This window comes from Streptomyces asoensis (assembly GCF_013085465.1).
In the GTDB taxonomy this organism is placed as follows: domain Bacteria; phylum Actinomycetota; class Actinomycetes; order Streptomycetales; family Streptomycetaceae; genus Streptomyces; species Streptomyces cacaoi_A.
The window spans coordinates 6,197,407-6,219,929 of sequence record NZ_CP049838.1 but is presented as its reverse complement, the minus strand read 5'-3'; the positions used below and the strand labels follow the sequence as shown (position 1 = coordinate 6,219,929).

Below are 22,523 nucleotides of genomic sequence, written 5' to 3'. Positions count from 1 at the left end.
GACGACCATCCCGTAAGGCACTCGGAGGGGTATTCAGGTCACACAGCGACCGGTTCGCCCGCCGCCGCCGCGATCTCCGCCTCCGCGACGACGCCCGACACGCGGCGCAGCTTCTTCATGGGGCCGAGCTCGGAGTCGTAGACCTTCTTGACGCCGTCGCCGAGGGAGGCCTCGATGGTGCGGATGTCGCGGACGAGGCGGGTGAGGCCGCCCGGCTCGACGGAGGCGGCCTGGTCGGAGCCCCACATCGCGCGGTCGAGGGTGATGTGGCGCTCGACGAAGGCGGCGCCGAGGGCGACCGCGGCGAGGGTGGTCTGGAGGCCGGTCTCGTGGCCGGAGTAGCCGATCGGGACGTTCGGGTACTCCTTCTCCAGCGTGTTGATCACGCGGAGGTTGAGCTCCTCGGCCTTCGCCGGGTAGGTCGAGGTGGCGTGGCACATGAGGATGTTGTCGCTGCCGAGGACCTCGACGGCGTGGCGGATCTGCCGCGGCGTCGACATGCCGGTGGAGAGGATGACGGCGCGGTTGGTGGAGCGCAGGGCGCGCAGCAGCTCGTCGTCCGTCAGCGAGGCGGACGCCACCTTGTGCGCGGGGACGTCGAACTTCTCCAGGAAGGCGACCGCCTCGGTGTCCCACGGGGACGCGAACCAGGCGATGCCCTTCTCCTTGCAGTACTCGTCGATCTGCCGGTACTCGTCCTCGCCGAACTCGACGCGGTGGCGGTAGTCGATGTAGGTCATCCGGCCCCAGGGGGTGTCGCGCTCGATGTCCCACTGGTCGCGCGGGGTGCAGATCTCGGGGGTGCGCTTCTGGAACTTCACGGCGTCGCAGCCGGCCTCGGCGGCCACGTCGATCAGCTTGAAGGCGTTGTCCAGCTCGCCGTTGTGGTTGATGCCGATCTCGCCGCAGATGTAGACGGGCCTGCCGGGACCGACCTCGCGGGAACCGAAGGTACGCAGACGGGAGTTGGTGCTCATGGGGGAGATGTCCTTACGTGGTGAGGGTGTCGAGAGAGGGTCCGAGGATCCAGCCGGCGATCTCCCGGATCGCGCCGTCGCCGCCGGGGAGGGTGGTGACCGCGCGTGCGGCGCCGCGTACGACGTCGTGGGCGCTCGCGACCGCCACCGGCCAGCCCACGAGGGCGAAGCAGGGGAGGTCGTTGACGTCGTTGCCGACGTAGAGCACGCGCTCCGGCGCGATGCCCTGTTCCTCGCACCACTGCTTGAGCGCGAGGTCCTTGCGGTCGATGCCGTGCAGGACCGGGAGCCTCAGCTTCCGGGCCCGGGCGGCGACGACCGGGTTCTGTTCGGTCGAGAGGATCAGCATCCGCAGGCCCGACCTGCGCAGGGCGGCGATGCCGAGGCCGTCGCCGCGGTGCACGGAGACGAGCTCCCGTCCGTCGGAGTCGATCAGCACCCGGTCGTCGGTCTGGGTGCCGTCGAAGTCGAGGACGACCGCGTCGATGTCGGCGGCCGTCGGGAGGGAGCCGGGGCGATCCGTGTCGAAGAGGGGCGCCAGCGACCTTGCCCTGGCCAGGTCGTGCGGGTCGTCGATCTCCAGGACCCGGGCGGGGTCGGTACGGACGAGTTCCGTGCGGCCGAAGAAGCGGTGGCCGTGCGCGCGGAAGCCGTCGGTCTCCATGGCGTAGGCGGCGCCGGTCTCCAGGAGGTCCTGGGGGCGGTCCTGGCGGCGGGGGCGGAAGGCCTTGTCGTGGTTGACGCCGAAGCCGCCGGCCGGGCCGGGGCCCCCGTCGGCGTCCGCGCCCTCTCCGGCGTCCGCGTCGCGCCAGACGAAGCCGTGGAACGGGGCGACCGTCACCGCGGTGTCGGCGCCCTGCTCGACGACGGCCGCGGCGACCCCGTCGATGTCGTCGCGGACGAGGAAGGGGCTGGTGCACTGCACGAGCAGGACGGCGTCGACCGGGGAGCCATGCAGTGCCTCGTGGGCGTCCAGGGCGTGCAGGACGGCCGCCTCGGAGGTCGCGGTGTCGCCGGCGATGGCGGCCGGCCGGAGCACGACCTCCGCGCCCGCCTCGCGCGCCGCCGCCGCGATGGCGTGGTCGTCGGTGGAGACGACGACGTCCGTCACGAGGCGGGTCGCCCGGCACTCGCGGACCGCGCGGGTGACGAGCGGTACGCCGCCCACCGGTGCGAGGTTCTTCGCGGGCACGCCCTTGGAGCCGCCGCGCGCGGGGATCACCGCGAGCACACGGCGCACCCCGGCTGGTGAGTCGGACATGGGTTTCTCTCCTTGACGGGTCACAGCTCCCCCATCCGCCGGATGACCGGGGCCACCCGCTGCACGCCGTGCCGGTAGGCGCCGCGCGCCGCCCGGCGCACGATCTGCCGGACCGGGCCCGGGTCCCGGTCGGCGGCGGGCGCGCCGGGCAGCGGGCTGCCGTCGGGGCCGAGGTGGTGGCGGGCGAGGATGCCGGGCAGATAGCCGGGCGCGGTGGCGGGTGTGTAGTAGGGGGTGAGGGGCGGAAGGCCGCCGGGGCCGTTGAGCGCTTTACCGATCCGCTCACGCGCCGCGTCGAAGGCCGTCGCGTACGAGCCGCCCCCGGAGGGGGGACCCGCGACGGCGACGCCCTGGCGGGCCACCCACGCCTCGTCGGGGGCGGGCCGGTGCCCGGCGTCGAGCTGGTCCCAGGAGGCGAGGCAGCCGGAGCCGACGAAGTGGTGGTTGCCGAGCGCCTCGCGCACCCCGAGGTCGGTGAGGACGACCGTGGGCACCCGACGGTGCAGGGACTCCAGGGCGGCCGTCGAACTGACCGTGACCATGAGGTCGGTGCGGTCGAGGACTTCGCCCATGTTCCCGTACACCAGACGGAAGTTGGGCGGCGGATCGAGCTTCTGCACCAGCTTCTGGTAGGGCAGCTCCTCGATGTGGGTGGTGTGCTCGCCCGGCTTGGAGCGGAGCTTCAGCAGCACCTCCCGCTCCGGGTGCAGTCGCGCGTGCCGCACCAGCCGGTCGAGCAGGTACGTACGGTCCCTGCGGTTCTCCGGCACGGAGGGCTGCGCGGCGAAGACGACGGTGTACGGGTCGTGTTCACCCGTGTACGGGGCACCGCCCAGGAACGGCAGGGCCACTTCGGTCACCGACGAGGCGTCGGCGCCCACCCCCTCGTACACGGCGCGGAAACGCTCCGCGTCCTGGCGGGAGTTGGCGAGGACGAGGTCGGCGCCGTGCCGCAGCAGCAGGCCGTCGGCGAGCTTCTCGTAGACGACGCCGACATAGCCGGTGACGACGACGGGACGTTCGGTCCGCCCCTCCCAGATCCGCTTCAGTCCGTGCAGGATCGCCTGGACGCCGCCGCCGACCAGGGCGAGGACGAGGATGTCGTACGACGTCCTCTTCATGGCGCGCAGGAACTCGAGCGCGGTGACCTCGCTCAGCGAGTCGGCGTGCACGCCGACCTCGGCCAGCTGGCGGGGGGTGGGGGTGGCCCGGCCGCGCAGCAGGAATCCGTCCAGGACGGGGGCGACTTGCGCCCCGCTCCCGGATCCGGCTTCCATGGAGGGCGCGATCCGCGTCGCGGTCAGCGCACCCCATTTCCATCGGGTGTCGGAGTCCGCGAGGACGGCAATCCGTGGGGGGTTGGCAGTACTTGCTGGCACAGCCAAGACGCTAGAAAGCAAAACCCAGGATTTGCCCAATCACCCCTCAACAAAAAGTTAACAGCGGACCACCGAACGCCGAACCGGCCCGCCAATTGCGCGAAAGCGCGGGGGGTGCACCATTCCGACACATCGAGTTCACCCCCCGTATCCACACCGGCAAGTTTTGCCGCCGGGGGCCCTTCTAGGGTTTCGCAGGTGCCCAAGCTTTCCGTGATCGTGCCGTTCTACAACGTTCAGCAATACGCGCCCGACACCCTTACGAGCCTGCGTTCGAACGCACGCGAGGACTTCGAGTTCATTCTGGTCGACGACTGCTCGACCGATGCGACCTCGGACATCCTCACGCGTGCGGAGCGAGAACTGCCGGGCGCGGTGTTGGTCAGACACGAAAAGAACGGAGGGCTGGCAACCGCGAGAAATACCGGCATCGACAAGGCGCGGGGCGATTATCTGACTTTCCTGGACGGCGACGACTGGCTGGCGCCCGGATACTTCCCCCGGCTCCTCGCCGCCATCGAGCAGTTGGGTTGCGACTTCGTCCGCACCGACCATGTGCAGTGCACCGCGAGGGCCCGGAGCATTCACCGCGTGCCGCACGGCCGGCGCGGGACGGTGATGAACCCGCGGGAGGCGATCCTGCCCGCCGACCGGTCCACTTCGGTGGACTACGCCTACGCCTGGGCCGGCGTCTACCACCGCCGGCTCGTCGACCGAGGACTGCTGCACTTCACCGACGGACTGCGGACGGCCGAGGACCGGCCCTGGATCTGGAAGCTCCACCGCGAGGCGGACACCTTCGCCGTGGTGGGGCTGCTGGGCGTCTACTACCGGCGCGGGGTGGCCTCTTCCCTCACCCAGATCGGCGACGTACGGCAACTGGACTTCATCCGCGCCTTCGACCAGGTGATCGAGGAGACGGCGCGGGACGCCGAGGGCGAGAAGCTGCTGCCCAAGGCGGTGCGCACCTATTGCGCGATCATGACGCATCACCTCGGCTCGATCGAGAGGTTCGAACCCGCCGTGGCACGGAAACTGCGCTCCCTGTGCGCCGCCGCCCTGAGGCGAATGCCGCAGGACGTGCTCGCGGAGGTCATGGACTCAATGGACGTACAGCGGGCGAGCGCGCTGCGGCGGGTAAGGCGCAGGCCGGTGGCGGCACGGACGGTGGCGGCACGGACGGTGGCCGTCTGATGCCTCGCACGACCCGGATCTTCTGCGTCTCGACCCTGTACGGCGCCGCGACGCTGGCCGCGGCCCTCGACGCCGGGCTCTTCGAACCGACCGACCGCCGGCTGCTGCTCGTCACCAACAACGCGGTCAATCCGGAGATCACGCCGTCCGTCGACGCCATGCCGGGCTTCGCCCGGATCCGTGAGCGCTTCGACGAGGTGCTGTCCTGGAACGAGACCATCGCCCCCTTCCACCCCGGCGGCTGGGGCCCGCGCGGGGACGACATCCCGATGTGGGAGCGGTACGTACGGCTGCTGTGGGACCTCGGTGACGACGAGGTCCACCTGGCCGTGGAATCCATCCAGGTGAATCCGGCACTGGCGCTGTGCCAGTTGTTCACCGGCGCGCCCGTCGACGCCTACGCCGACGGTCTGATGAGCTACGGCCCCACGCGCGACAAGATCGACCCGCTGGTCGGCACCCGGGTCGACCGGCTGCTGCACCTCGATCTGGTGCCGGGCCTCACCCCCCTGCTGCTCACCGAGTTCGGCGTGCCGCCGGTACTGGTGCCGTCCGAGGCGTTCCTGAAGGTGCTGGGCGAACTCGCCGAGGAAGAGGCCGAGTTGCCCGATCCCGAGGAGCAACCGGCCCTGCTACTCGGGCAGTACCTCTCGGCGCTCGGCATCCTCGACGACGCCGAGGAGGAGGAGCTGCATCTGGGCATGGTGCGCGGCGCCGTGGCTCTCGGGCACCGCAAGCTCGTCTTCAAGCCGCACCCCGTGGCACCCGCCCGCTGGTCCCGGCTGCTGGAGGACGAGGCGAGGAAGCTGGGCGCCGAACTCACGCTTCTCGACCGGCCCGTCCTCGCGGAGGTGGCCTACCAGCGGCTGCGCCCCGCCCTCGTCGTCGGCTGTTTCTCCACCGCGCTGCTCACCGCCGCCGGTCTGTACGGCCTCCCGGTCGCCCGGGTCGGCACCGGCACCGTGCTGGCCAGGCTCGCGCCGTACCAGAACAGCAACCGGGTGCCGCTCACCATCGTCGACGTGCTGCTGCCGGACCTGGCGGACGGGCCGGCGGTGGAGGCGTGGGCCATGCCGTCGGCGGAGCGGGTGGACGAACTGGCCGCGCTGCTCAGGGCCGTCGGCTTCGCGATGCAGCCCAAGATCTACCCGGGGCTGCTGGGTGAGGCGGAGCGCTACCTCTCCACGCACCTCGACCCGCACACCTGGCGCTACTTCAAGCGCCGGCGCCTGGCGGCGCTGGCCCTCCCCGGTGCCGTCCCGGGCCAGCTCGCCTTCATCCCGCGCAACGCGACCGTCCGCCGCCTGGCGCGCCGGGCCCGCGCTCTGAAGCGGGTGACCGGCAAGCGGTAGCGGCAAGCGGTAGCGGCAGCCGGTCTCCGGTGTGGCGGTCACTCGACGACCGGAAACACGACATACCGGGACAGCTGTTCATCCGATCGTCATTCTTGCGCCGCCGGTGAGTCAGCCGTCACTCATCCCCGACTTGTCGGAGATGCATAGCGTTCCGTCGTCGAGACAACGGCCATGGCCGTCGGACACGACCGAACACCTCTCACGACTCCCACGGAAGGTCCCAGGATGAGCGCGGCTGACCAGGCGGCGGCCCCGGCCCCGACACCGGCACTCCGGCTGAACCTTCTCATCCCCGACCGGGCTCCGGTCCGGCCCCGGGCGGAGAGCCGGCTGCGCGCCCTGGACGGGCTGCGCCTGCTGGCGGCCCTGATGGTCTGCTTCTACCACTACGCCGGCAAGAACGGCGAGGTCGCGCAGTCCTGGCACCAGTCCCCCGGCCAGAAGTTCCCGACACTGTCGCAGTTCGCCACCTACGGCAGCCTTGGCGTGCAGTTCTTCTTCCTGATCAGCGGGTTCGTGATCTGCATGAGCAGCTGGGGCCGGAGCATGGGGGACTTCTTCCGCTCCCGGGTCGCCCGGCTGTACCCGGCCTACTGGGCGGCGATCGTCCTGGTCACCGCCGCGGGCCTGATCCTGCCGGTGGTGGCCGGGCCGCTGCGCTCGGACGAGATCCTCACCAACCTCACCATGCTCCAGCAGCCGATGGGCGTGCCCCGGGTGCTGGGGGTGGACTGGACGCTCTGGGTGGAGGTGCGCTTCTACGCCCTGTTCGCGCTGTTCGTGGTCTGGCGGGGCGTCACCTACCGCAGGGTGGTGATGTTCTGCTGCCTGTGGACGCTGGCCGGCGTCTTCGCCCGGGTCGCCGACAACCCGCTGACCGACGAGCTGGTGATGCGTGACCACGCCCCGTACTTCATCGGCGGTCTGGCCTTCTACCTGATCCACCGCTTCGGCAACGACCTGCTGTTGTGGGGCATCGTCGGCTTCAGCTTCCTGCTCGGCCAGCGCTACTCGGTCACGGCCCTGTGGCACCCCGGCCCGCAGGGCCAGTTCCACCGCAGCCCGTACGTCATCCAGCTGATCGTCCTCGTCGCCTTCGTCGCCGTCGCCGCGGTGGCCCTGGGCTGGACGAGCCGGGCGAACTGGCGCTGGCTGACGGTGGCCGGGGCGCTGACGTACCCCTTCTATCTGATCCACGAGCACCTGGGGTGGTTCTTCATCCGGGTGCTGTACCGCGAGTTCGGCCTGAACGCGTGGCTGACGTTCGGCACGACCATAGTGTCCATGCTCTGTATCGCCTGGCTCCTGCACCGGTTCGTGGAGAAGCCGATCGGGCCACGGCTGAAGCGGGCGCTCGCCGCTCCGCGGAGGGCGCCGGAGTAATCCGCGGGCCGGTGGGGGCCGGTCGCGCAGTTCCCCGCGCCCCTGAGCGGGTGAGCGGGGCGCTGCGCGTCCCCGCTCACCCGCTCAGCCGCTAACGTGCCGTCGAGCGGATCCGGCGTACGGCCCGCCGTACCGCCGGGTGGCGACGGAGTGCCTCGGCGCGGATCGGGCCGCCGCCGGGGAGGCGGAGGCTCGTGAGGCGGCGGCGCTTGAAGTAGCGCTGGTACGGGGACGATTCGGCGAGATTCGCGGTGAGCCAGGCGGCCGCCTCGTCGCGCAGGCCGTGGTACTTGCGGGACTGCATGCAGTACCCCACGGCCCGGATCAGGGGCGTCAGCTCCTCGGCCGCCCCCGCGAGTTCGAGAGGGGCGCCGAGCTCCGCGTGCTCCGCGTCGGGCAGCGCCACGTCGATGATGGTGAGCGGGACGCGGTTGCTGTTCTCGTACGGCGTGATGCGTTCCAGGAGCAGCTCCGTGCCGACCCGGGCGACGGGAATGCCGTAGAAGGCGGCGGCGGTCATCAGTGCCGTGGAGAAGCAGCCGATGACGAGCTTCGGCTTCAGGAAGGCGAAGACCGTCTCGGCGAGGATCGGTTCGTTCAGCACGGTGAGCCGCACGCCGAGTTCCCCGGCGGCCGCCTCCAGGGACTCGCTGTAGACGGCGGGCGCGCTCGGGTGCGGCTTGAACAGCACGTTCTCGTGACCCGCGCGGGCGGCGGCGCGCAGCATGCGCACATGCAGCCGCTCCTCCTCGTCCTGGGTGATCAGGTCGATCGCGGAGAGGTACTGGCCGAGGAGTACGGCGGTGGCGGGGTGGTCGGCCGGGAGCCGCTCGGCGAGGAGGCCGGCGCCGGACTCGCCGATCTGCGCGAGGACGTCGACCATCGCCTGGCCCGGCACGGCCTCGGGCCGGACGCCGTACTCGGACAGGAGCATCGGTTGCAGCCCGGGCACCAGGTCGAGGTGGAGCACGCGCGTGATGCGGCTGCTCATGCCGTGCGGGATGCGGTTGCGGGTCGGGCCGTAGCTCATCAGACCGTCCGCGTACACGTGGATCGGACTGTCCGCGAAGATGTCGGCGATCGCGCGGGAGGGGTTGGCCTGGATGGACTCGCAGGCGATCTCGACCGGTTCGTCGCCCAGGTCCCAGGCGAGGCGTACGGCCTTCTCCCAGAGCCGGGTGTCCTGGACGCGCGGCGACCAACCGGCCGGGTGGTGCGGGGAGATGAACTCGTTCCAGGAGTACACCTGGTCGAACTCGGGGCGCAGCTTCTCGAAGCCGGCCATCCGGTCCAACGGGGTGCCGACCTCCGGCGCGGCGGCGGTGTTGCTGACGACGAGGATGCGGCGGACGCCCTCGCGCGGGCCGAACCGGCCGGCGCGGATCGCGGCGGTGACGGTCGCGGCCGCGTACTGGGTGGCCGAGCAGAATATCTGGATCATGCCGCCACACCCTTCATACCGCCGCGGACCCGGCGCAGCACATGGACACGTTCCTCACCCATCCCCACCACGGCCTCGCTCAGTTCCTCCTCGCTCATCGCGCCCAGCGCCTCGGCGGCCAGCCGCTTCAGCTTCGCGGCCACACTGCGCTCGAACCGGCGCCGGTCGATCAGCTGGTGGGCGATGACGACGCAGAAGTTGCGCAGCGCCTTCCCGCGCAGCCGGTCCGCCTCGGGATCGTCGGCGAGCTCGGCGAGGACGAGGTCGAAGGAGCGGAAGAAGTCCAGCTGGCGCACGTCCCCGATCTGGGTGAGCGAACTGGCGATGCCCCGGCGGTAGAAGACACCGTGCAGGCTGGCGACGACGTAGGACTCCGCCCTGCGGTGCAGGTCCCAGATCCACGGCCGGTCCTCGGCGGTACGCAGCCCGTCGTGGAAGCGGAGCATGCCCCGGTCGAGGAGGCGGCGGTGGTAGACGCCGGCCCAGGCGTACGGATAGTCGACCATCGTGGTGTCGTCGACGGGGAGGATCGAGGTGCGCGGGTCGAGCGGGGTGTGGCGGCGGCCCTCGGGCGCCCGGTGAACGGCCCGCTCGAGACCGGTGACCTGTACATGGTCGGTGCGGACGAAGTCGACGTCGAACCGCTCGATGACGTCCACCAGTTGGGCCAGATAGCCCGGCGCCAGCCAGTCGTCGCCGTCGAGGAAGGTGAGGTAACGGCCTTCCGCGACGTCGATGCCGGTGTTGCGCGCGGTTGCCAGTCCGCCGTTCCGCTCGTGCCGGATCACCCGGCTGTGCCCGAGCCGCTCCGTCAGGGCGAGGAGCGCTTCGTAGGTCCTGTCCTTGGTGGATCTGTCCTCGACGAAGATGAACTCGAAGTCGTCCCGTGCATTGTTGACCAGGCTGGTCACGGTCTCGGGTAGGTACGACTCGATGTTGTAGCAGGGAACGACGACGGACAGGGTCGGTGTGTTGGCCACGTGTGCGCACCTGGATTCTCAGCGGAAAGTCAAGTGATCCTAAGAAAGTAGGATCAGCTTCCGCATGTCCCGTCGCCGACACTCAGGTGAATTCGGCGTGACATCCGGATCGGGTCGGGAAATGGCAGATGAAGAACGGGTGAGCCGACCCCTCCCCCTTTTCATCACCCCGTATTCTCGCGGAATTCGATGCTACGTTCGCGCACGTGACCGACATATCCACCTCACCTCCGCCCGCCGCGCAGCGCGGGCAGAGCCCGCACGGACCGGCATCGCGTCGGCTGCGCCTCACCTCTCCCGCGGGGTGGACCACCGCCATCACCACCGCCGCGCTGCTGATCTACACGACCCTCACCGCCGGTGTCTTTCTCGACATCCGCTATGTACTCGCCGCGCTGCGGACGACGGGGGCGGGCGGGCTCTCCCCCTCCGAGATATTCGCCCACCGGCCTTTCTTCTACCGCTGGTTGCTCGACGGTCTGGACTCCGTCACCGGCGGCTCGAACGCGGTGCGCGAGGCCCTCCTGCGGCTCATCGGCATCGCCCTGTGCGCGGCCGCCGGTCTCCTTCTGTACGGGGCTCTGCGCCGCCGTCTGCCCGAGCGGGACGCGCTGCTCGTCTCGGGCCTGATCGCCCTCACCCTGGCCTTCGCGCCCGTCATCGACTACTTGCAGCCGGAGTGGTTCGCGATCGTCTTCGCGACGGTCGGCGTCGCCGCCGCGCTGGGCGTCCGCGGCCGCTGGCAGGCCGCCGCGCTCGGCGCGCTGCCGCTCGGTCTCGCCGTACTGATGAAGTACTCCACCGCGGGCACCGCCGCGATGGCGCTCCTCGTGGTCTTCGCCGTGGACCGGGTACGGGGCCTGCTGCTCGCCGCCGCGACCGCCGTCGGCACCGGCCTGCTGTTCGCGGTCAGCGCCTGGTCGGGCTCGCGCGAGCTCCAGTGGCTGCGCGACATGCCGTACATCAACGCGCATGCGCTGGGCAAGGATCCGGTCGTCGTCTCGGACCTGCTGCTGCGGACCGCCGACTACCTGGGCGACCGGATCGCGCTGACGCCGGTGCTCGCGCTGCTGCCCGGCGCGCTGCTGCTGTTCGCCGCCACCCTCCCGTCGCGCCGGCAGCGCGTCGAGGCCGTGCTCGTCACGCTGCTGCTCCTCGTCGTCGGTCTGGCCGTCGTGGTCTACCAGGGCAACTGGTTCGCCTACCACGGCGAGAGCCTGCCGGTGGTGGCCGCGGCCCTGACCGCTCTCGCGATCGGCCGCTGGTACGGCGCACACGGCCGGCCTCCGCTGTGCCTCACCGTGCTCGCCCTCCTGTACGGGGCGCTGGCACCGCTGCTCGCCCTCGTCCGTGCGGACGTCGACACCGCGGTCGTCGCGTGGCTCGCCTCGGCCGCGGCCCTGCTCGCCGGGGTGGTGGACCTGCTGTGGGTGCGGGCACCGCGGGCGGGCGCCCTGCGTGTTCCGGTGGCCCTGCCGGTCCTCGCGCTCGTCATGTGCCTGGCCGCGACCGTGTGGCCCCTGTCCGGGGTCCGCGTGATCGAGGGGCGGATCGTCACGACCAACGCGGAGCTCAAAACGCAGGCGCGGTCGGCGGAGGCGGCGGCCCAGCAGGTGGACGCCGAACTCCCGGACGGCGCACCCGTGCTGTATCTGACCTTCGGTCAGCAGGCCTACTACATCGCCCACCCCACCGCCTGCCGGTACCCCTTCCCCACCTTCTTCAACGTGCCCAAGCAGCTCACCGAGGTGCCCTCGCTGGAGTCGACCCGGGAGAACGTGCGCTGCATCACGCAGGAGCACCCGGCCGCCTACGCCGTCTACCAGCCCAGCTGGCTGTCGCTGGGCATCATCGACCCGCGGATCGCCGCCGACATCCGCAGGGCGTACGAGTGCCCCAAGCCCGAGGGGCGGCAGCTCGTGGTGTGCACCGCGCGCCGCTGAGACACATACGGCTCACACGAAAGGCCCCGGCGGTGAACTCCCCGCCGGGGCCGTTCTTCTGTGACGCAGGCGCTCTGAGGCAGGTCAGGCGACGCGGGCAGGTCGGGCGACGCGGGCAGGTCAGGCGACGCCCGCGATGCGCGCCGCCTTGTGACCCAGCTCCACCGAGTAGCTCTGCCCCCGGTCCTGCGGGTAGATCTGCGCCATCGTCGCGAGCGTCACCCCGCTGAGATGGGTCTCGTGGCCGGGGATCAGCGCCTTGTACTCGGGCGTGACCACGGGCTGGGCGAAGGGCGCCCGCGAGAAGTGCCAGGCCTGGATCCAGGAGCGGTCGAACTCCGGGTTCACCCGCTGGAGCCACGGCAGGAACCGCTCCAGCAGCTCGGCCGGCTCGGTGGTGAAGCGCCGGTCGTCCCGCTCGACGTAGTTGCCCACGTAGAGGATGTGACGGCCCCCGTACTGCGCCGGGTCGATCATCTGCGTGTGCTCGACGACCGCCAGGAAGGGGAAGTCGGGCTCGTTGATGTTGAGCCAGTAGTACGGGATGGCGCTGCGGTCCAGCTCCAGGACGAAGCAGGTCGCGCCCAGATACTGGTTGCGCCAGACGGCGTCGTCGGCGGGCGCGTCGGCGGCCTTGGCGAAGGCGGGCTGCGGAGTGGTGACGATCAGATGGTCGAAGGTGTACGAGGCGCCGTCGGCGGTGCGCACGGCGACCTGCCCGTCGCCACCGTCCTGACGTATCGTCTCCATCCGCTTGCCGAACTCGACCTTGCCGCCGCGCTCGGCGATCCGGTCGGCGAGCGTCGCGTAGACCCGCTCGAACCCGCCGTCCATGTAGCCGAGTTCGAAGGTGCGGCAGTGGACCCGCGCCCACAGCCAGGCCATGGACACCTGGTCGGCGCGGTCGCCGAACTTGCCGCGCAGCAGCGGCTCCCAGACGGCCTCGGTGGCGCGCCGCCCGGCCCACTTGCGCAGCCAGCTCAGGGCGGTGCGGTCGGTGAACCGCTCCCCGTCACGCACGACCTTCAACCAGGCCGACGACAGACCGAAGCGGACACCGGCGGGCAGGCCGTACAGCGGGGAGGTCAGCATCTCCAGCGGCGTGCTGAAGGGGTGCATCCGCCCGCCCCGGAACACACCGGTGGTGGTCTTGTGGAAACGCAGGTCGCCGCCCAAGCCCAGTTCCTCGATGAGCTCGATCATCTGACGGTCGCTGCGGAAGATGTGGTGGTAGTAGCGCTCCAGCGGCACTCCCCCGACGGGGATCGACGCGGCGAGCCCGCCGAGTTCGTCGGCGGCCTCCAGGACGGTGACCGCGTGGCCCTGCTTGACCGCGTCGTACGCGGCGGTGAGGCCGGTCGCTCCCGCGCCGATGACGCCGAGGTTCATGCGAAACTCCACTTTCTGTTGAGCGCGAACTGGAAGACCAGCACCAACGGCAGCGAGCCGGCCTTCACCAGGTTCGGATCGATGCCGAGCCCTCGGGAGAACACCGCGAGCAGGACGAACGTCAGGGCGATACCGGTCAGGCCGACGGCGTAGAAGCGCAGATAGCGCCGCAGCAGACGGTCGCGCTTGCCGAAGGTGAACAGGGCGTTCAGGACGAAGTTGTTGGTGATGCCGAGGCTGGTGGAGAGCACGTTGGCCACCTGCTCGTGCAGACCGGCCACGTTGTAGAGCAGCAGGAACGCGCCCAGGTCGAGGAGGACGCCACTGCCGCCGACCAGCGCGTAGGTGATCAGCTGCCGGAGGTCGCGGGTGCGGGTGCCGGTGCCCTGCGGGGTGTCGCCACCTGCCGGGGCGTCGGTGCCCGTACGGGTGCCGGCCCGCACCATGTCCTCAGTGGCCATGGCCGGTGCCGTCACCGCCGGCCTCCGAGTCGTGCGAGATGACCTGCCGCACGGTGTACAGGGGCCGCCCCTGCACCTCGTTGTACGTACGTCCGATGTAGCTGCCCAGCACGCCGAGCGACAGCATCTGCACACCGCCCATGAACAGGACGACGACCATCAGCATCGTCCAGCCGGAGACCGTGATCTCGGGCCGCAGCACCTTCATGCCGAGCGCGTAGCAGATGCCGACGAGGGAGAACGCGAGCACCGCGAAACCCAGTTTGGTGATCATCCGCAGGGGTGCGGTGGAGAAGCCGGTCAGGCCGTCGATGGCGAGGCGCGCCATCTTGCGCAGCGGGTACTTGGTCTCGCCGGCGAACCGCTCGTCGCGGTCGAAGTGCACCTCGCTCTGCCGGAAGCCCATCGAGGCGACCATGCCGCGCACGAACCGGCTGCGCTCCCTGAAGCGCCGCAGCTCGTCGGCGGCGCGTCGGTCCATGAGCCGGAAGTCGCCGGTGTCCAGCGGGATGTCCACATCGGTGGAGGACCGCAGCAGACGGTAGTAGGCGTGCGCGGTGGCCCGCTTGAAGAGTGTGTCCTGACGGCTGCGCCGACGGGCGTGCACGACCTCCGCGCCGTCCCGCCAGGCGTCGATCAGCTGGAGGCTGACCTTCGGCGGATCCTGGAGGTCGGTGTCCATGACGATCACGGCGTCGCCGCGCGCCTCGTCGATACCGGCCGTGATGGCCATCTGGTGGCCGAAGTTGCGCGCGAAGTCGACGACCCGGACGCGCCGGTCGTTCTTCGCGATGTCTTCCAGGATGAGCGACGTGCCGTCGGCGGAGCCGTCGTCGACGTACACCAACTCGAAGGCGTACTCGGGGCGTTCGCGCAGTGCCGCCACGAGCTCCTCGTGGAAGTGGCGGATCCCGTCCTGTTCGTTGAAGACGGGCAGTACATAAGAGACGAGCGCGGCGCCACCCCGCTGACGGGGCACGCGGGACTCCTGCACCCGGCTGGATATGTCAGGCATTCGGCGAAACTAGGGGCGCGATGTGAACGCGATAAGAACGCGCGATGAGTTGCGCAATGCGGTGAATCGAATGCGGTGAATCGACAGACGACTCCGGATCGCGCCCCGGCCGGCCTGCCGTAGGTATGGGTCTACCGCACCCCGTACCGCGCGGCGATTCCGGCCACGATGATCTCCAGACCTTCCCCGAACTGCCGGTCGTAATCCTCGAAGATCTCCGCGCCCGCCTTCGCCGACAGCGGGAACTCGGCGAGCAGCCGGGCACGTTCCGCCACGTCGAACCCCTCGCGCCGCTCGTCCGGCCGCGGGTGCACGCCCTGCTCCTCGGTGACGAACCCGATGGTGTACGCGTACGCGGTCGACGAGGCGCGTACGGCGTCGGCGAGGGTGAAGCCGGCGGCGGTGAACAGGCGCAGGTTCTCCTCCATCTGCACGGCGTGGTCGGTGCCGGTGAAGCGGGAGCCGCTGAAGACCTTCGCGCCGTCGCGGTAGGCGAGCAGCGCCGCGCGCAGCCCGTGGTTGGCCTTGCGCGTCCGGTCCTGCCAGGTGTCGGCGGGGTCGAGCGCGATGCCCGCGACCATCCGCCGGTACATCTCGGTCGCCATCTCGTCCAGCAGGGCCTGTTTGTCCTTGAAGTGCCAGTACAGGGCGGGCGCCTTGACGTCCAGTTCCCTGGCGATGGCACGCAGGGTCAGCCCGTCGAGACCAGCCTCGTCGAGCAGCCTGAGCGCGGTGTCCGCCACCCGCTTGCGGTCGAGGGGGGCGCGTCGTTCGGTACTCACACTTGACAGCTTAACGCCGTTAAGGCCATCCTCGTGAACGACGGCACTTAACAGCGTTAAGGAGAGTTGCATGGATATGAACGTGGACGTCCTGATCGTCGGCGCGGGCCCCACCGGCCTCGCCCTCGGCATCGACCTGGCCCGGCGCGGAGTGGACGCGCTGGTGGTGGAACGCGGCGAGACCCTCGCCCCCGGCTCACGCGGCAAGGGCCTCCAGCCGCGCACGATGGAGGTCTACGAGGATCTCGGCGTCCTCGACGAGGTCCTCGCCGCCGGTGGCGCGTACCCGGTGGGCATGGTCTGGGCGGACGGCGAGCAGGCCGGCGAGCACCCGATGTTCGACCCGGCGGAGGACGGCGAGGAGGGCTCCCGCTTCACCGGCCCCTGGATGATCCCGCAGTGGCGCAACCAGGAGATCCTGCTGGCACGGCTGACGGAGCTGGGCGGGACCGTGGCCTTCGGCCGTGAGGTGACGCGGCTCGAGCAGGACACGGAGGGTGTGACGGCGCACTTCGCCTCCGGCGAGCCGGTCCGCGCCCGGTACGCCGTCGCCGCGGACGGCGGCCGCTCGGCGGTGCGCCGCGCGCTGGGCATCGAGATGCGGGGCGAGACGCTCGACCCGGACCCGACCCTGGTGGCGGACGTACGGATCCCCGACCTGGACCGCACGTGGTGGCATCTGTTCCCGCCGAGCGGGCCGGACGCGGGCTTCCTGGCGCTGTGCCCCCTGGCCGGGACGGACCGGTTCCAGCTGGTGGCACGGCTCCCCGGCGGAACGGATCCGGATCTCTCCCTGGAGGGCGTCCGCAAGCTGGTCTCGGAGCGCACCCACCTCGCCCCCGGGGCGGTGACGGAGCTCTTCTGGGTGTCCGACTTCCGCCCGCGCGCAGCCCTGGCGGACCGCTTCCGCGAGGGACGGATCTTCCTGGCGGGCGACGCGGCGCACGTCCACTCCCCGGCCGGCGGCCAGGGCCTGAACACCAGCGTCCAGGACGCATACAACCTGGGCTGGAAACTGGGCGCCGTACTGGGCGGGCGGGCACCGGAAGCCCTGCTGGACACCTACGAGGAGGAGCGCCGCCCCATCGCCGAGCACGTGCTCGGCCTCTCCACCGCGATCCACCGCGAGGAGGCGAAGCGGGGTGCGTCGACCCGCCAACTGGGCCTCAACTACCGGCACTCGTCACTGAGCGAGGAGACCCGGGAGAACCCCGGTCCGCTGTCCGCCGGCGACCGCGTCCCGGACCTGACGGTCGACGGCGTCCGCCTCTTCGACCGGCTCAGGGGCCCGGACTGGACCCTGGTGACCCTGCCGGACGGCGTGTTCCTGGTCCGCCCGGACGGCTATGTGGGCTGGGCGGGCGCCACGGAGGAAGGCCTCGCGTCCTACCGCGCACGGGTCGGCCTCGGCTAGTCGTCGCCGTCGAGGAGGGTGTCGACGCAGAGCTCGAGAGCGACACCGACGGACTCGGGAACGGGGACGGCCTGGCCTCGCTGGTAGCGGAGGGGGTCGGGGTACTTGCCGTCGACGGGGTCTCGATACAGGAGCACCACGTCATGCCTGCGGTCGGCGATGACGTAGACCGGGATGTTGGCCCTGGCGTAGATGTCGACCTTGGTGGCTGTGTCGTTCGTCCAGTTGGAGGACGTCACTTCCAACACCATGCGGAAGACATGCGGGGCATAGCAGTTCTTCTCGACCAGTGCGTCGTGGAAGTCGGCATCCACCACGGACAGGTCCGGCACGGCGTAATCATCCGGCCCGGTCGGCAACCACAAGCCGATTCCCCCGACCGTTTTCAGCCCGGCCTGCCGATCCCCGGCTTCGTGGCACGCCACGATCAGCCAGGACAGTGTCACTTGGTGCGGCCCATCCGGCGGCGGCGTCACGACAATGCTCCCGTTGAGGATCTCCACCCGGTGCCCGGGCAGCTCCTCCCACAGCCGGTCGGCAGCATCAGCGAGCGACGACTCGTGCAGCATCACAGCCACGGCACCCTCCTTATCGGGACCACCCTCCACGAGCCTAACCAGGAACGGGCGGTTTCCGCCCCCGATCACCCATTCGAGGGAATCGCCCAGCTCAGAACGCATCCGACGGCACGTACGTCCCCCAAACCCCCCGGAGGGCGTTGCACACCTCGCCCACCGTCGCCCGGGCCCGCAGCGCGTCCTTCATCGGGTAGAGGACGTTGTCCTCGCCCTCGGCCGCCTTCTTCAGGGCGTCCAGGGCCGCGTCCACCGCCGCCTGGTCGCGCCCGGCCCGCAGCTTCGCCAGGCGTTCGGCCTGCTGGGCCTCGATGGCCGGGTCGACGCGGAGCGGCTCATAGGGCTCCTCCGTGTCGAGCTGGTAGCGGTTGACGCCGACGACGACCCGCTCGCCGGAGTCGGTCTCCTGGGCGATCCGGTACGCGCTGCGCTCGATCTCGCTCTTCTGGAAGCCGTGCTCGATGGCCGACACCGCGCCACCGAGGTCCTCGACCTTCCGCATGAGCTCGACGGCCGCCGCCTCGACGTCGTCGGTCATCTTCTCGACGACGTAGGAGCCCGCGAAGGGGTCGACGGTGGCGGTCACGTCCGTCTCGTAGGCCAGCACCTGCTGGGTGCGCAGGGCGAGGCGCGCGCTCTTGTCCGTGGGGAGCGCGATCGCCTCGTCGAAGGAGTTCGTGTGCAGGGACTGGGTGCCGCCGAGCACCGCGGCCAGGCCCTGGACGGCGACCCGGACCAGGTTCACCTCCGGCTGCTGGGCCGTCAGCTGGACGCCGGCCGTCTGCGTGTGGAAGCGGAGCATCAGCGACTTGGGGTTCTTCGCGCCGAACTCCTCCCGCATCACCCGTGCCCAGATCCGGCGCGCGGCGCGGAACTTCGCGACCTCTTCGAGGATCGTCGTACGGGCCACGAAGAAGAAGGACAGCCGGGGCGCGAAGTCGTCCACGTCCATCCCCGCCGCCACCGCCGTACGGACGTACTCGATGCCGTCCGCCAGGGTGAAGGCGATCTCCTGCGCCGGGGACGCGCCCGCCTCCGCCATGTGGTAGCCGGAGATCGAGATCGTGTTCCACTTCGGGATCTCGGCCTTGCAGTACTTGAAGATGTCGGCGATCAGCCGGAGCGAGGGCTTCGGCGGGAAGATGTACGTGCCGCGCGCGATGTACTCCTTCAGCACGTCGTTCTGGATCGTGCCGGTGAGCCGGTCGGCCGGGACGCCCTGTTCCTCGCCGACCAGCTGGTACATGAGCAGCAGCAGGGCCGCCGGGGCGTTGATCGTCATCGACGTCGACACCTTGTCCAGCGGGATCCCGCCGAACAGCACCCGCATGTCCTCGACCGAGTCGATGGCCACGCCCACCTTGCCGACCTCGCCGCTCGCGATCGGGGCGTCCGAGTCGTGGCCCATCTGGGTGGGCAGGTCGAAGGCGACCGACAGGCCCATCGTGCCGTTGGCGATCAGCTGCTGGTAGCGGGCGTTGGACTCCACCGCCGTGCCGAAGCCCGCGTACTGGCGCATGGTCCAGGGGCGGCCGGTGTACATCGACGGGTAGACGCCCCGGGTGAAGGGGTACTTGCCCGGCTCGCCCAGTTGCCCGGCCGGGTCCCAGCCCGCCAGGTCCTCCGGCCCGTACACCGGCTCGATGGGCAGTCCGGACTCCGACTCACGCGCCATGGGTGTGATGCCTCCCGCTGAGCAATACCCGCTGCTTCGACCACTCGGGTCGGTTACCCGTCAGTACGGTCCGACCGTCCGACGGACTGTATCGGCGCGCGTGCACCCGGTGCAGAGGACCACGCTGGGACCTTCCTCACAGACTGTTCGCGGTGCCGGTCACCACAATGCCGCTCCGTTCGCGAAGCGTCATCCGGGGGGAACATCTCAGGCATGCGGATGCGGAGATCGATCGCCGTCCTGGCCGGCACGGCGGCTCTGATGACGGTGTGCGGCTGTAGCGTGCAGGCCCCCGACGCGGACGGAGCGGAGCGCTCGCCCGTGCCCGCCGACGTCGGCCGGACGGCCTCGGCGTCGGCGTCGGCGTCGGCGTCAGCCCCGGCGCGGACCACCACCGACGACAGGCCGAGTGCTCCGGCCACCGGCGCCCCGCCTCCCGCGGTCCTGTGGTCGCGCGGCGACAAGGGGCGTGACGTCCGTGAGCTCCAGGCCCGGCTGCGCCAGATCGCCTGGCTCTTCGTGGGGCCCACGGGAACGTACGGCGAGGTCACCGAGCAGGCCGTGAAGGGCTTCCAGGGCAAGCGCGGGCTGCCGACGACCGGGAGGACCGACACCGTCACCTGGCGGCGGCTGCTGGGGATGACCCATGAACCCGGGGAGTGGGAGCTGTATCCGATGGGCGGCCAACCGGCCGCCGCGCCCGATCCCCGGTGCCTGTCCGGACGGGTGCTGTGCATCGACAAGACGACCAGGACCCTGCGCTGGATGGTCGACGGCCGGACCCTGACGACGGTGTCGGTCCGCTTCGGCTCGCAGTACACGCCCACCCGGGAGGGCGTGTTCCACGTCTACTGGAAGTCCCGCGACCATGTGTCCACGCTCTACCACTCACCGATGCCGTACGCGATGTTCTTCAGCGGCGGGCAGGCGGTGCACTACTCGGCCGACTTCGCCGCCCGCGGCTACGCGGGGGCCTCGCACGGGTGCGTCAACGTCCGGGACGAGACGGCGATCGCGAGTCTCTTCGCCCAGGTGAGGAACGGCGACAAGGTCGTCGTGTCCTGGTGAGCGCGGTGGCGCGAGAGCAGTGAGGTGTTTGGGGCGCGAGCGGGACCGGGGGAACGTGTCCCGCCCGCGCCGAGCGCACGAGCCGGAAGTACGGGGGGAACCCCGGCTCTGTGCAAGGGCCGATGACCAGTCGGCTCACTTCTTACTGCGCTCCGGCCGCCGAAAACGTCACACCCCTCGCGAAAAAACTCCGACGATCAGAGAAACAGCAGGTCAGTGATGGTGCGAGGACGAGTTTCCGCTGGAGCCGCCCAAGTGGCCGGAGCCGCCCGAGTGGCCGGAGCCGCCGCCGTGGCCCCCACCTCGGCCACCATGACCACGACCTCGATCACGGTCATGGTCGCGATCGCGATCACGACCACCGTCGCCGTCGTCGTCGTCGGAACCGCCCTTGTCGCCCGAACCGCCCGAACCCGACTTGTCGCCCGTGGCGCCGCCGCGGCCTCCGCGGTCGCTCTGGTTCGTTCCGGTGTCCCGGCCGGTGGTGGCGTTCGGGGCGCGGTCGTCGCCCCGGGAGTTTCCGGCGGCGGTGCCGTCGAGGACGCCCGCGCAGTACTTCGGCACGCGCGTCGGGCCGCCCGCGAGGTGCTCCAGGGTCCGGCGGCGCTCGGTGTCCAGGGTGCGGCCGGCGCTCAGGTCGCGGCAGGACGAGGTCACGCCGGTCGGCCAGGTGCCGCGGGGGTCCGGGGTGGCCGAGGGGGCGCCGTCCGTCTTCCCGTTCCCGGTGTCCTCGCGGCCGGTGGCGCCCGTGCCGCCGTCCGGGGTCGCCGGGTCCTCGTCGCCGCCCGAGGCCTCCGGCGTGGGTGGGACGAGCGGGTGCTCGTCCGGGGCCACGGGGGCCGAGACGGATGCCACGGGACGGGCGGGTTCGGCGCCGTCGAACGGGGTCGGCAGGACACCGGTCCCGGCCGCGATCCCGCCCACCATCCCGGCGGCGAGCGCGGCGGCCAGCCCCAGCCGTCCGGGCCGGCTCCACCGGGCCGGACGCCCGGCCTCCGGGACGCGACCGCCGATGCGCACCAGTCCCGCGTCGGCCGCGTGCGCGACACGGAGCCGACCGGTGGCGGCGGCCGTCGTCCCACCGTCGAGCCCGGCGGGACCCGTGGCGAGACCGGCGGGACCGGCACGTCCCGCGAGGTCGGCGCGGTCCGCGTGGGCCTTGCGGAAGGCGGCCAGGGCCGCGGCCTCACCGGGGAGTTCCTCGTCGGCGGGCAGGGGCTCGGCGGCCAGCGCGGAGAGCGCGCCGAGGGTCCGGGCGAGCCGCTCGGCCTCTTCCCGGGCCGTGGCGTCGACAGCGTTGTCGGGTGACTCACCGCGCAGCAGACGCTCCGCCGTTTCGCGGTCGAGCCACCTGTCCTGCTTGTCGGCCATCACATGTCCTTCTGCGTCCGCGCGCACGTATGCGTCACACCGGCGGACGTCACCGCGCGCGAGCGCGGTTCTCGCTGAGACGGCAGTGCGTCGAGCGCGCCGGCCGTCTCCGGATCCTCGCCGAGCAGTTCGGCGAGTTTCTTCAGACCGCGGTGCGCGGCCGTACGCACCGCACCGGGCCGTTTGCCGAGCGTCTCAGCGGCCGTCTTGGCGTCCAGGCCCATCACGACCCGCAGCACGACGGCCTCGGCCTGGTCCTGCGGCAGCCGGGCTATGAGGTCCAGGGTGCGGCCGGTGGCCAGCGCCTCCATGGCCTCGCCCGCGGTGTCGGACTCGGCGGGCCGGCCGGTCAGTTCGGTCTCGTCGGCGACCGTCGCCGGGCGCCGGCCGCGCATGCGTATGTGGTCAAGCGCGCGGTTGCGGGCGATCCGGGCGGCCCAGCCGCGGAAGCGGTCCGCGTCGCCGCTGAACCGCTCGAGGTCCCGGGCTATCTGGAGCCAGGCCTCGGAGGACACGTCCTCGGCGTCGAGGTCGCCGACGAGCGTGCGTACGTACCCGAGCAGCCGCGGGTGCACCGTGCGGTACACAGTCCGGAACGCGGTCTCGTCCCCGTCCTGTGCCGCGAGCACCGCGGCTGTCAGCTCCGCGTCGTCCCCCACGTCGTGGTTCCTCGGTCGATGGTTCGCGGTTTTCTGGACCGCAGGTCGTTGCGGTGGTCTGCCGATTGGCCGTCCGGCGCGAAAGGCACGTTACGACCTGAAACCGCCGCACGTCCATGTCCGTAGAACATGCAACTAACTCGTGACGCGAGCGGGCGTGCGCGAGGTGTGACAGAAAACGCACTCATGGCGCTGTAGAAA

General features: G+C 70.8%; 19 protein-coding genes. 6 read left to right on the top strand and 13 right to left on the bottom strand.

The window, feature by feature from the left end:
- Nucleotides 1-38: 38 nt before the first annotated feature.
- From G9272_RS27960 to G9272_RS27950, 3 genes are read right to left on the bottom strand one after another with little or no spacing between them, the layout of a single operon-like run.
- Complete coding sequence (locus G9272_RS27960) at nt 39-977, bottom strand: N-acetylneuraminate synthase family protein (RefSeq protein ID WP_171399075.1); 939 nt, start codon at nt 975-977, stop codon at nt 39-41.
- 13 nt (nt 978-990) lie between these two features.
- The gene (locus G9272_RS27955; protein ID WP_171399074.1) at nt 991-2,238 is read right to left on the bottom strand and encodes an N-acylneuraminate cytidylyltransferase; all 1,248 of its coding nucleotides are present in this window, start codon (nt 2,236-2,238) and stop codon (nt 991-993) included.
- Between the two features lie 20 nt (nt 2,239-2,258).
- The gene (locus G9272_RS27950; protein ID WP_171399073.1) at nt 2,259-3,617 is read right to left on the bottom strand and encodes a DUF6716 putative glycosyltransferase; all 1,359 of its coding nucleotides are present in this window, start codon (nt 3,615-3,617) and stop codon (nt 2,259-2,261) included.
- A gap of 198 nt (nt 3,618-3,815) precedes the next feature.
- On the opposite strand from G9272_RS27950, the gene G9272_RS27945 reads away from it, so the two are divergent.
- The 3 genes from G9272_RS27945 (at nt 3,816) to G9272_RS27935 (ending at nt 7,549) form a co-directional block, all read left to right on the top strand.
- The gene (locus G9272_RS27945) at nt 3,816-4,811 is read left to right on the top strand and encodes a glycosyltransferase family 2 protein (RefSeq protein ID WP_171399072.1); all 996 of its coding nucleotides are present in this window, start codon (nt 3,816-3,818) and stop codon (nt 4,809-4,811) included.
- The gene (locus G9272_RS27940; RefSeq protein WP_171399071.1) at nt 4,811-6,163 is read left to right on the top strand and encodes a polysialyltransferase family glycosyltransferase; all 1,353 of its coding nucleotides are present in this window, start codon (nt 4,811-4,813) and stop codon (nt 6,161-6,163) included. Before G9272_RS27945 ends, G9272_RS27940 begins: the two co-directional genes overlap by 1 nt.
- A 228-nt stretch (nt 6,164-6,391) precedes the next feature.
- Nucleotides 6,392-7,549 carry an acyltransferase family protein gene (locus G9272_RS27935; RefSeq protein WP_171399070.1) on the top strand — a complete coding sequence of 386 codons (1,158 nt, stop codon included), beginning with the start codon at nt 6,392-6,394 and terminating at the stop codon, nt 7,547-7,549.
- A 91-nt stretch (nt 7,550-7,640) separates the two neighbouring features.
- Here the strand turns inward: G9272_RS27935 and G9272_RS27930 are convergent, their stop codons facing one another.
- The gene (locus G9272_RS27930) at nt 7,641-8,990 is read right to left on the bottom strand and encodes a polysialyltransferase family glycosyltransferase (protein WP_171399069.1); all 1,350 of its coding nucleotides are present in this window, start codon (nt 8,988-8,990) and stop codon (nt 7,641-7,643) included.
- On the bottom strand, nt 8,987-9,970 hold the full coding sequence (locus G9272_RS27925) for a glycosyltransferase family 2 protein (protein WP_171399068.1): 984 nt from the start codon (nt 9,968-9,970) through the stop codon (nt 8,987-8,989). Before G9272_RS27925 ends, G9272_RS27930 begins: the two co-directional genes overlap by 4 nt.
- A 206-nt stretch (nt 9,971-10,176) precedes the next feature.
- On the opposite strand from G9272_RS27925, the gene G9272_RS27920 reads away from it, so the two are divergent.
- Nucleotides 10,177-11,913: a hypothetical protein gene (locus G9272_RS27920; protein ID WP_171399067.1), complete on the top strand. Its 1,737-nt coding sequence runs from the start codon at nt 10,177-10,179 to the stop codon at nt 11,911-11,913.
- A gap of 120 nt (nt 11,914-12,033) precedes the next feature.
- Here G9272_RS27920 and G9272_RS27915 read toward each other — a convergent pair whose 3' ends face one another.
- The 4 genes from G9272_RS27915 to G9272_RS27900 form a co-directional block, all read right to left on the bottom strand.
- Nucleotides 12,034-13,302, bottom strand: coding sequence for an NAD(P)/FAD-dependent oxidoreductase (locus G9272_RS27915; RefSeq protein ID WP_171399066.1), 1,269 nt, complete (start codon nt 13,300-13,302; stop codon nt 12,034-12,036).
- Nucleotides 13,299-13,763, bottom strand: coding sequence for a GtrA family protein (locus tag G9272_RS27910; RefSeq protein ID WP_253267966.1), 465 nt, complete (start codon nt 13,761-13,763; stop codon nt 13,299-13,301). Before G9272_RS27910 ends, G9272_RS27915 begins: the two co-directional genes overlap by 4 nt.
- Nucleotides 13,753-14,778: a glycosyltransferase family 2 protein gene (locus tag G9272_RS27905; RefSeq protein ID WP_171399064.1), complete on the bottom strand. Its 1,026-nt coding sequence runs from the start codon at nt 14,776-14,778 to the stop codon at nt 13,753-13,755. The genes G9272_RS27910 and G9272_RS27905 overlap by 11 nt, the downstream gene beginning before the upstream one ends.
- A gap of 131 nt (nt 14,779-14,909) precedes the next feature.
- The gene (locus tag G9272_RS27900) at nt 14,910-15,560 is read right to left on the bottom strand and encodes a TetR/AcrR family transcriptional regulator C-terminal domain-containing protein (protein ID WP_171399063.1); all 651 of its coding nucleotides are present in this window, start codon (nt 15,558-15,560) and stop codon (nt 14,910-14,912) included.
- A 76-nt stretch (nt 15,561-15,636) separates the two neighbouring features.
- Here G9272_RS27900 and G9272_RS27895 point away from each other — a divergent pair, with 76 nt between their 5' ends.
- The gene (locus G9272_RS27895) at nt 15,637-16,974 is read left to right on the top strand and encodes an FAD-dependent monooxygenase (RefSeq protein ID WP_171402209.1); all 1,338 of its coding nucleotides are present in this window, start codon (nt 15,637-15,639) and stop codon (nt 16,972-16,974) included.
- Here G9272_RS27895 and G9272_RS27890 read toward each other — a convergent pair.
- Together G9272_RS27890 and G9272_RS27885 are read right to left on the bottom strand one after the other, a co-directional pair.
- Nucleotides 16,971-17,543: a Uma2 family endonuclease gene (locus G9272_RS27890; protein ID WP_171402208.1), complete on the bottom strand. Its 573-nt coding sequence runs from the start codon at nt 17,541-17,543 to the stop codon at nt 16,971-16,973. The genes G9272_RS27895 and G9272_RS27890 overlap by 4 nt on opposite strands.
- Before the next feature lie 100 nt (nt 17,544-17,643).
- Entirely contained in the window at nt 17,644-19,224 is a 1,581-nt protein-coding gene (locus G9272_RS27885; protein ID WP_171399062.1) for an acyl-CoA mutase large subunit family protein, read from the bottom strand.
- A 213-nt stretch (nt 19,225-19,437) separates the two neighbouring features.
- Here G9272_RS27885 and G9272_RS27880 point away from each other — a divergent pair, with 213 nt between their 5' ends.
- Complete coding sequence (locus G9272_RS27880) at nt 19,438-20,292, top strand: L,D-transpeptidase family protein (protein ID WP_437184311.1); 855 nt, start codon at nt 19,438-19,440, stop codon at nt 20,290-20,292.
- Nucleotides 20,293-20,505: 213 nt separating this feature from the next.
- Here G9272_RS27880 and G9272_RS27875 read toward each other — a convergent pair whose 3' ends face one another.
- Both G9272_RS27875 and G9272_RS27870 read right to left on the bottom strand, forming a co-directional pair.
- On the bottom strand, nt 20,506-21,663 hold the full coding sequence (locus tag G9272_RS27875; RefSeq protein WP_253267965.1) for a hypothetical protein: 1,158 nt from the start codon (nt 21,661-21,663) through the stop codon (nt 20,506-20,508).
- Nucleotides 21,663-22,322, bottom strand: a complete 660-nt coding sequence (locus tag G9272_RS27870) for an RNA polymerase sigma factor (protein ID WP_171399061.1) — start codon at nt 22,320-22,322, stop codon at nt 21,663-21,665. Before G9272_RS27870 ends, G9272_RS27875 begins: the two co-directional genes overlap by 1 nt.
- Nucleotides 22,323-22,523: the final 201 nt, after the last annotated feature.

What these genes read in the sequence shown, in the direction of transcription:
- G9272_RS27910 (WP_253267966.1), bottom strand. Translation starts at nt 13,763, where the DNA reads ATGGCCACTGAGGACATGGTGCGGGCCGGCACCCGTACGGGCACCGAC.
- G9272_RS27940 (WP_171399071.1), top strand. Translation starts at nt 4,811, where the DNA reads ATGCCTCGCACGACCCGGATCTTCTGCGTCTCGACCCTGTACGGCGCC.
- G9272_RS27875 (WP_253267965.1), bottom strand. Translation starts at nt 21,663, where the DNA reads ATGGCCGACAAGCAGGACAGGTGGCTCGACCGCGAAACGGCGGAGCGT.
- G9272_RS27885 (WP_171399062.1), bottom strand. Translation starts at nt 19,224, where the DNA reads ATGGCGCGTGAGTCGGAGTCCGGACTGCCCATCGAGCCGGTGTACGGG.
- G9272_RS27880 (WP_437184311.1), top strand. Translation starts at nt 19,438, where the DNA reads ATGCGGATGCGGAGATCGATCGCCGTCCTGGCCGGCACGGCGGCTCTG.
- G9272_RS27955 (WP_171399074.1), bottom strand. Translation starts at nt 2,238, where the DNA reads ATGTCCGACTCACCAGCCGGGGTGCGCCGTGTGCTCGCGGTGATCCCC.
- G9272_RS27935 (WP_171399070.1), top strand. Translation starts at nt 6,392, where the DNA reads ATGAGCGCGGCTGACCAGGCGGCGGCCCCGGCCCCGACACCGGCACTC.
- G9272_RS27930 (WP_171399069.1), bottom strand. Translation starts at nt 8,990, where the DNA reads ATGATCCAGATATTCTGCTCGGCCACCCAGTACGCGGCCGCGACCGTC.
- G9272_RS27905 (WP_171399064.1), bottom strand. Translation starts at nt 14,778, where the DNA reads ATGCCTGACATATCCAGCCGGGTGCAGGAGTCCCGCGTGCCCCGTCAG.
- G9272_RS27895 (WP_171402209.1), top strand. Translation starts at nt 15,637, where the DNA reads ATGAACGTGGACGTCCTGATCGTCGGCGCGGGCCCCACCGGCCTCGCC.
- G9272_RS27915 (WP_171399066.1), bottom strand. Translation starts at nt 13,302, where the DNA reads ATGAACCTCGGCGTCATCGGCGCGGGAGCGACCGGCCTCACCGCCGCG.
- G9272_RS27890 (WP_171402208.1), bottom strand. Translation starts at nt 17,543, where the DNA reads ATGCTGCACGAGTCGTCGCTCGCTGATGCTGCCGACCGGCTGTGGGAG.
- G9272_RS27960 (WP_171399075.1), bottom strand. Translation starts at nt 977, where the DNA reads ATGAGCACCAACTCCCGTCTGCGTACCTTCGGTTCCCGCGAGGTCGGT.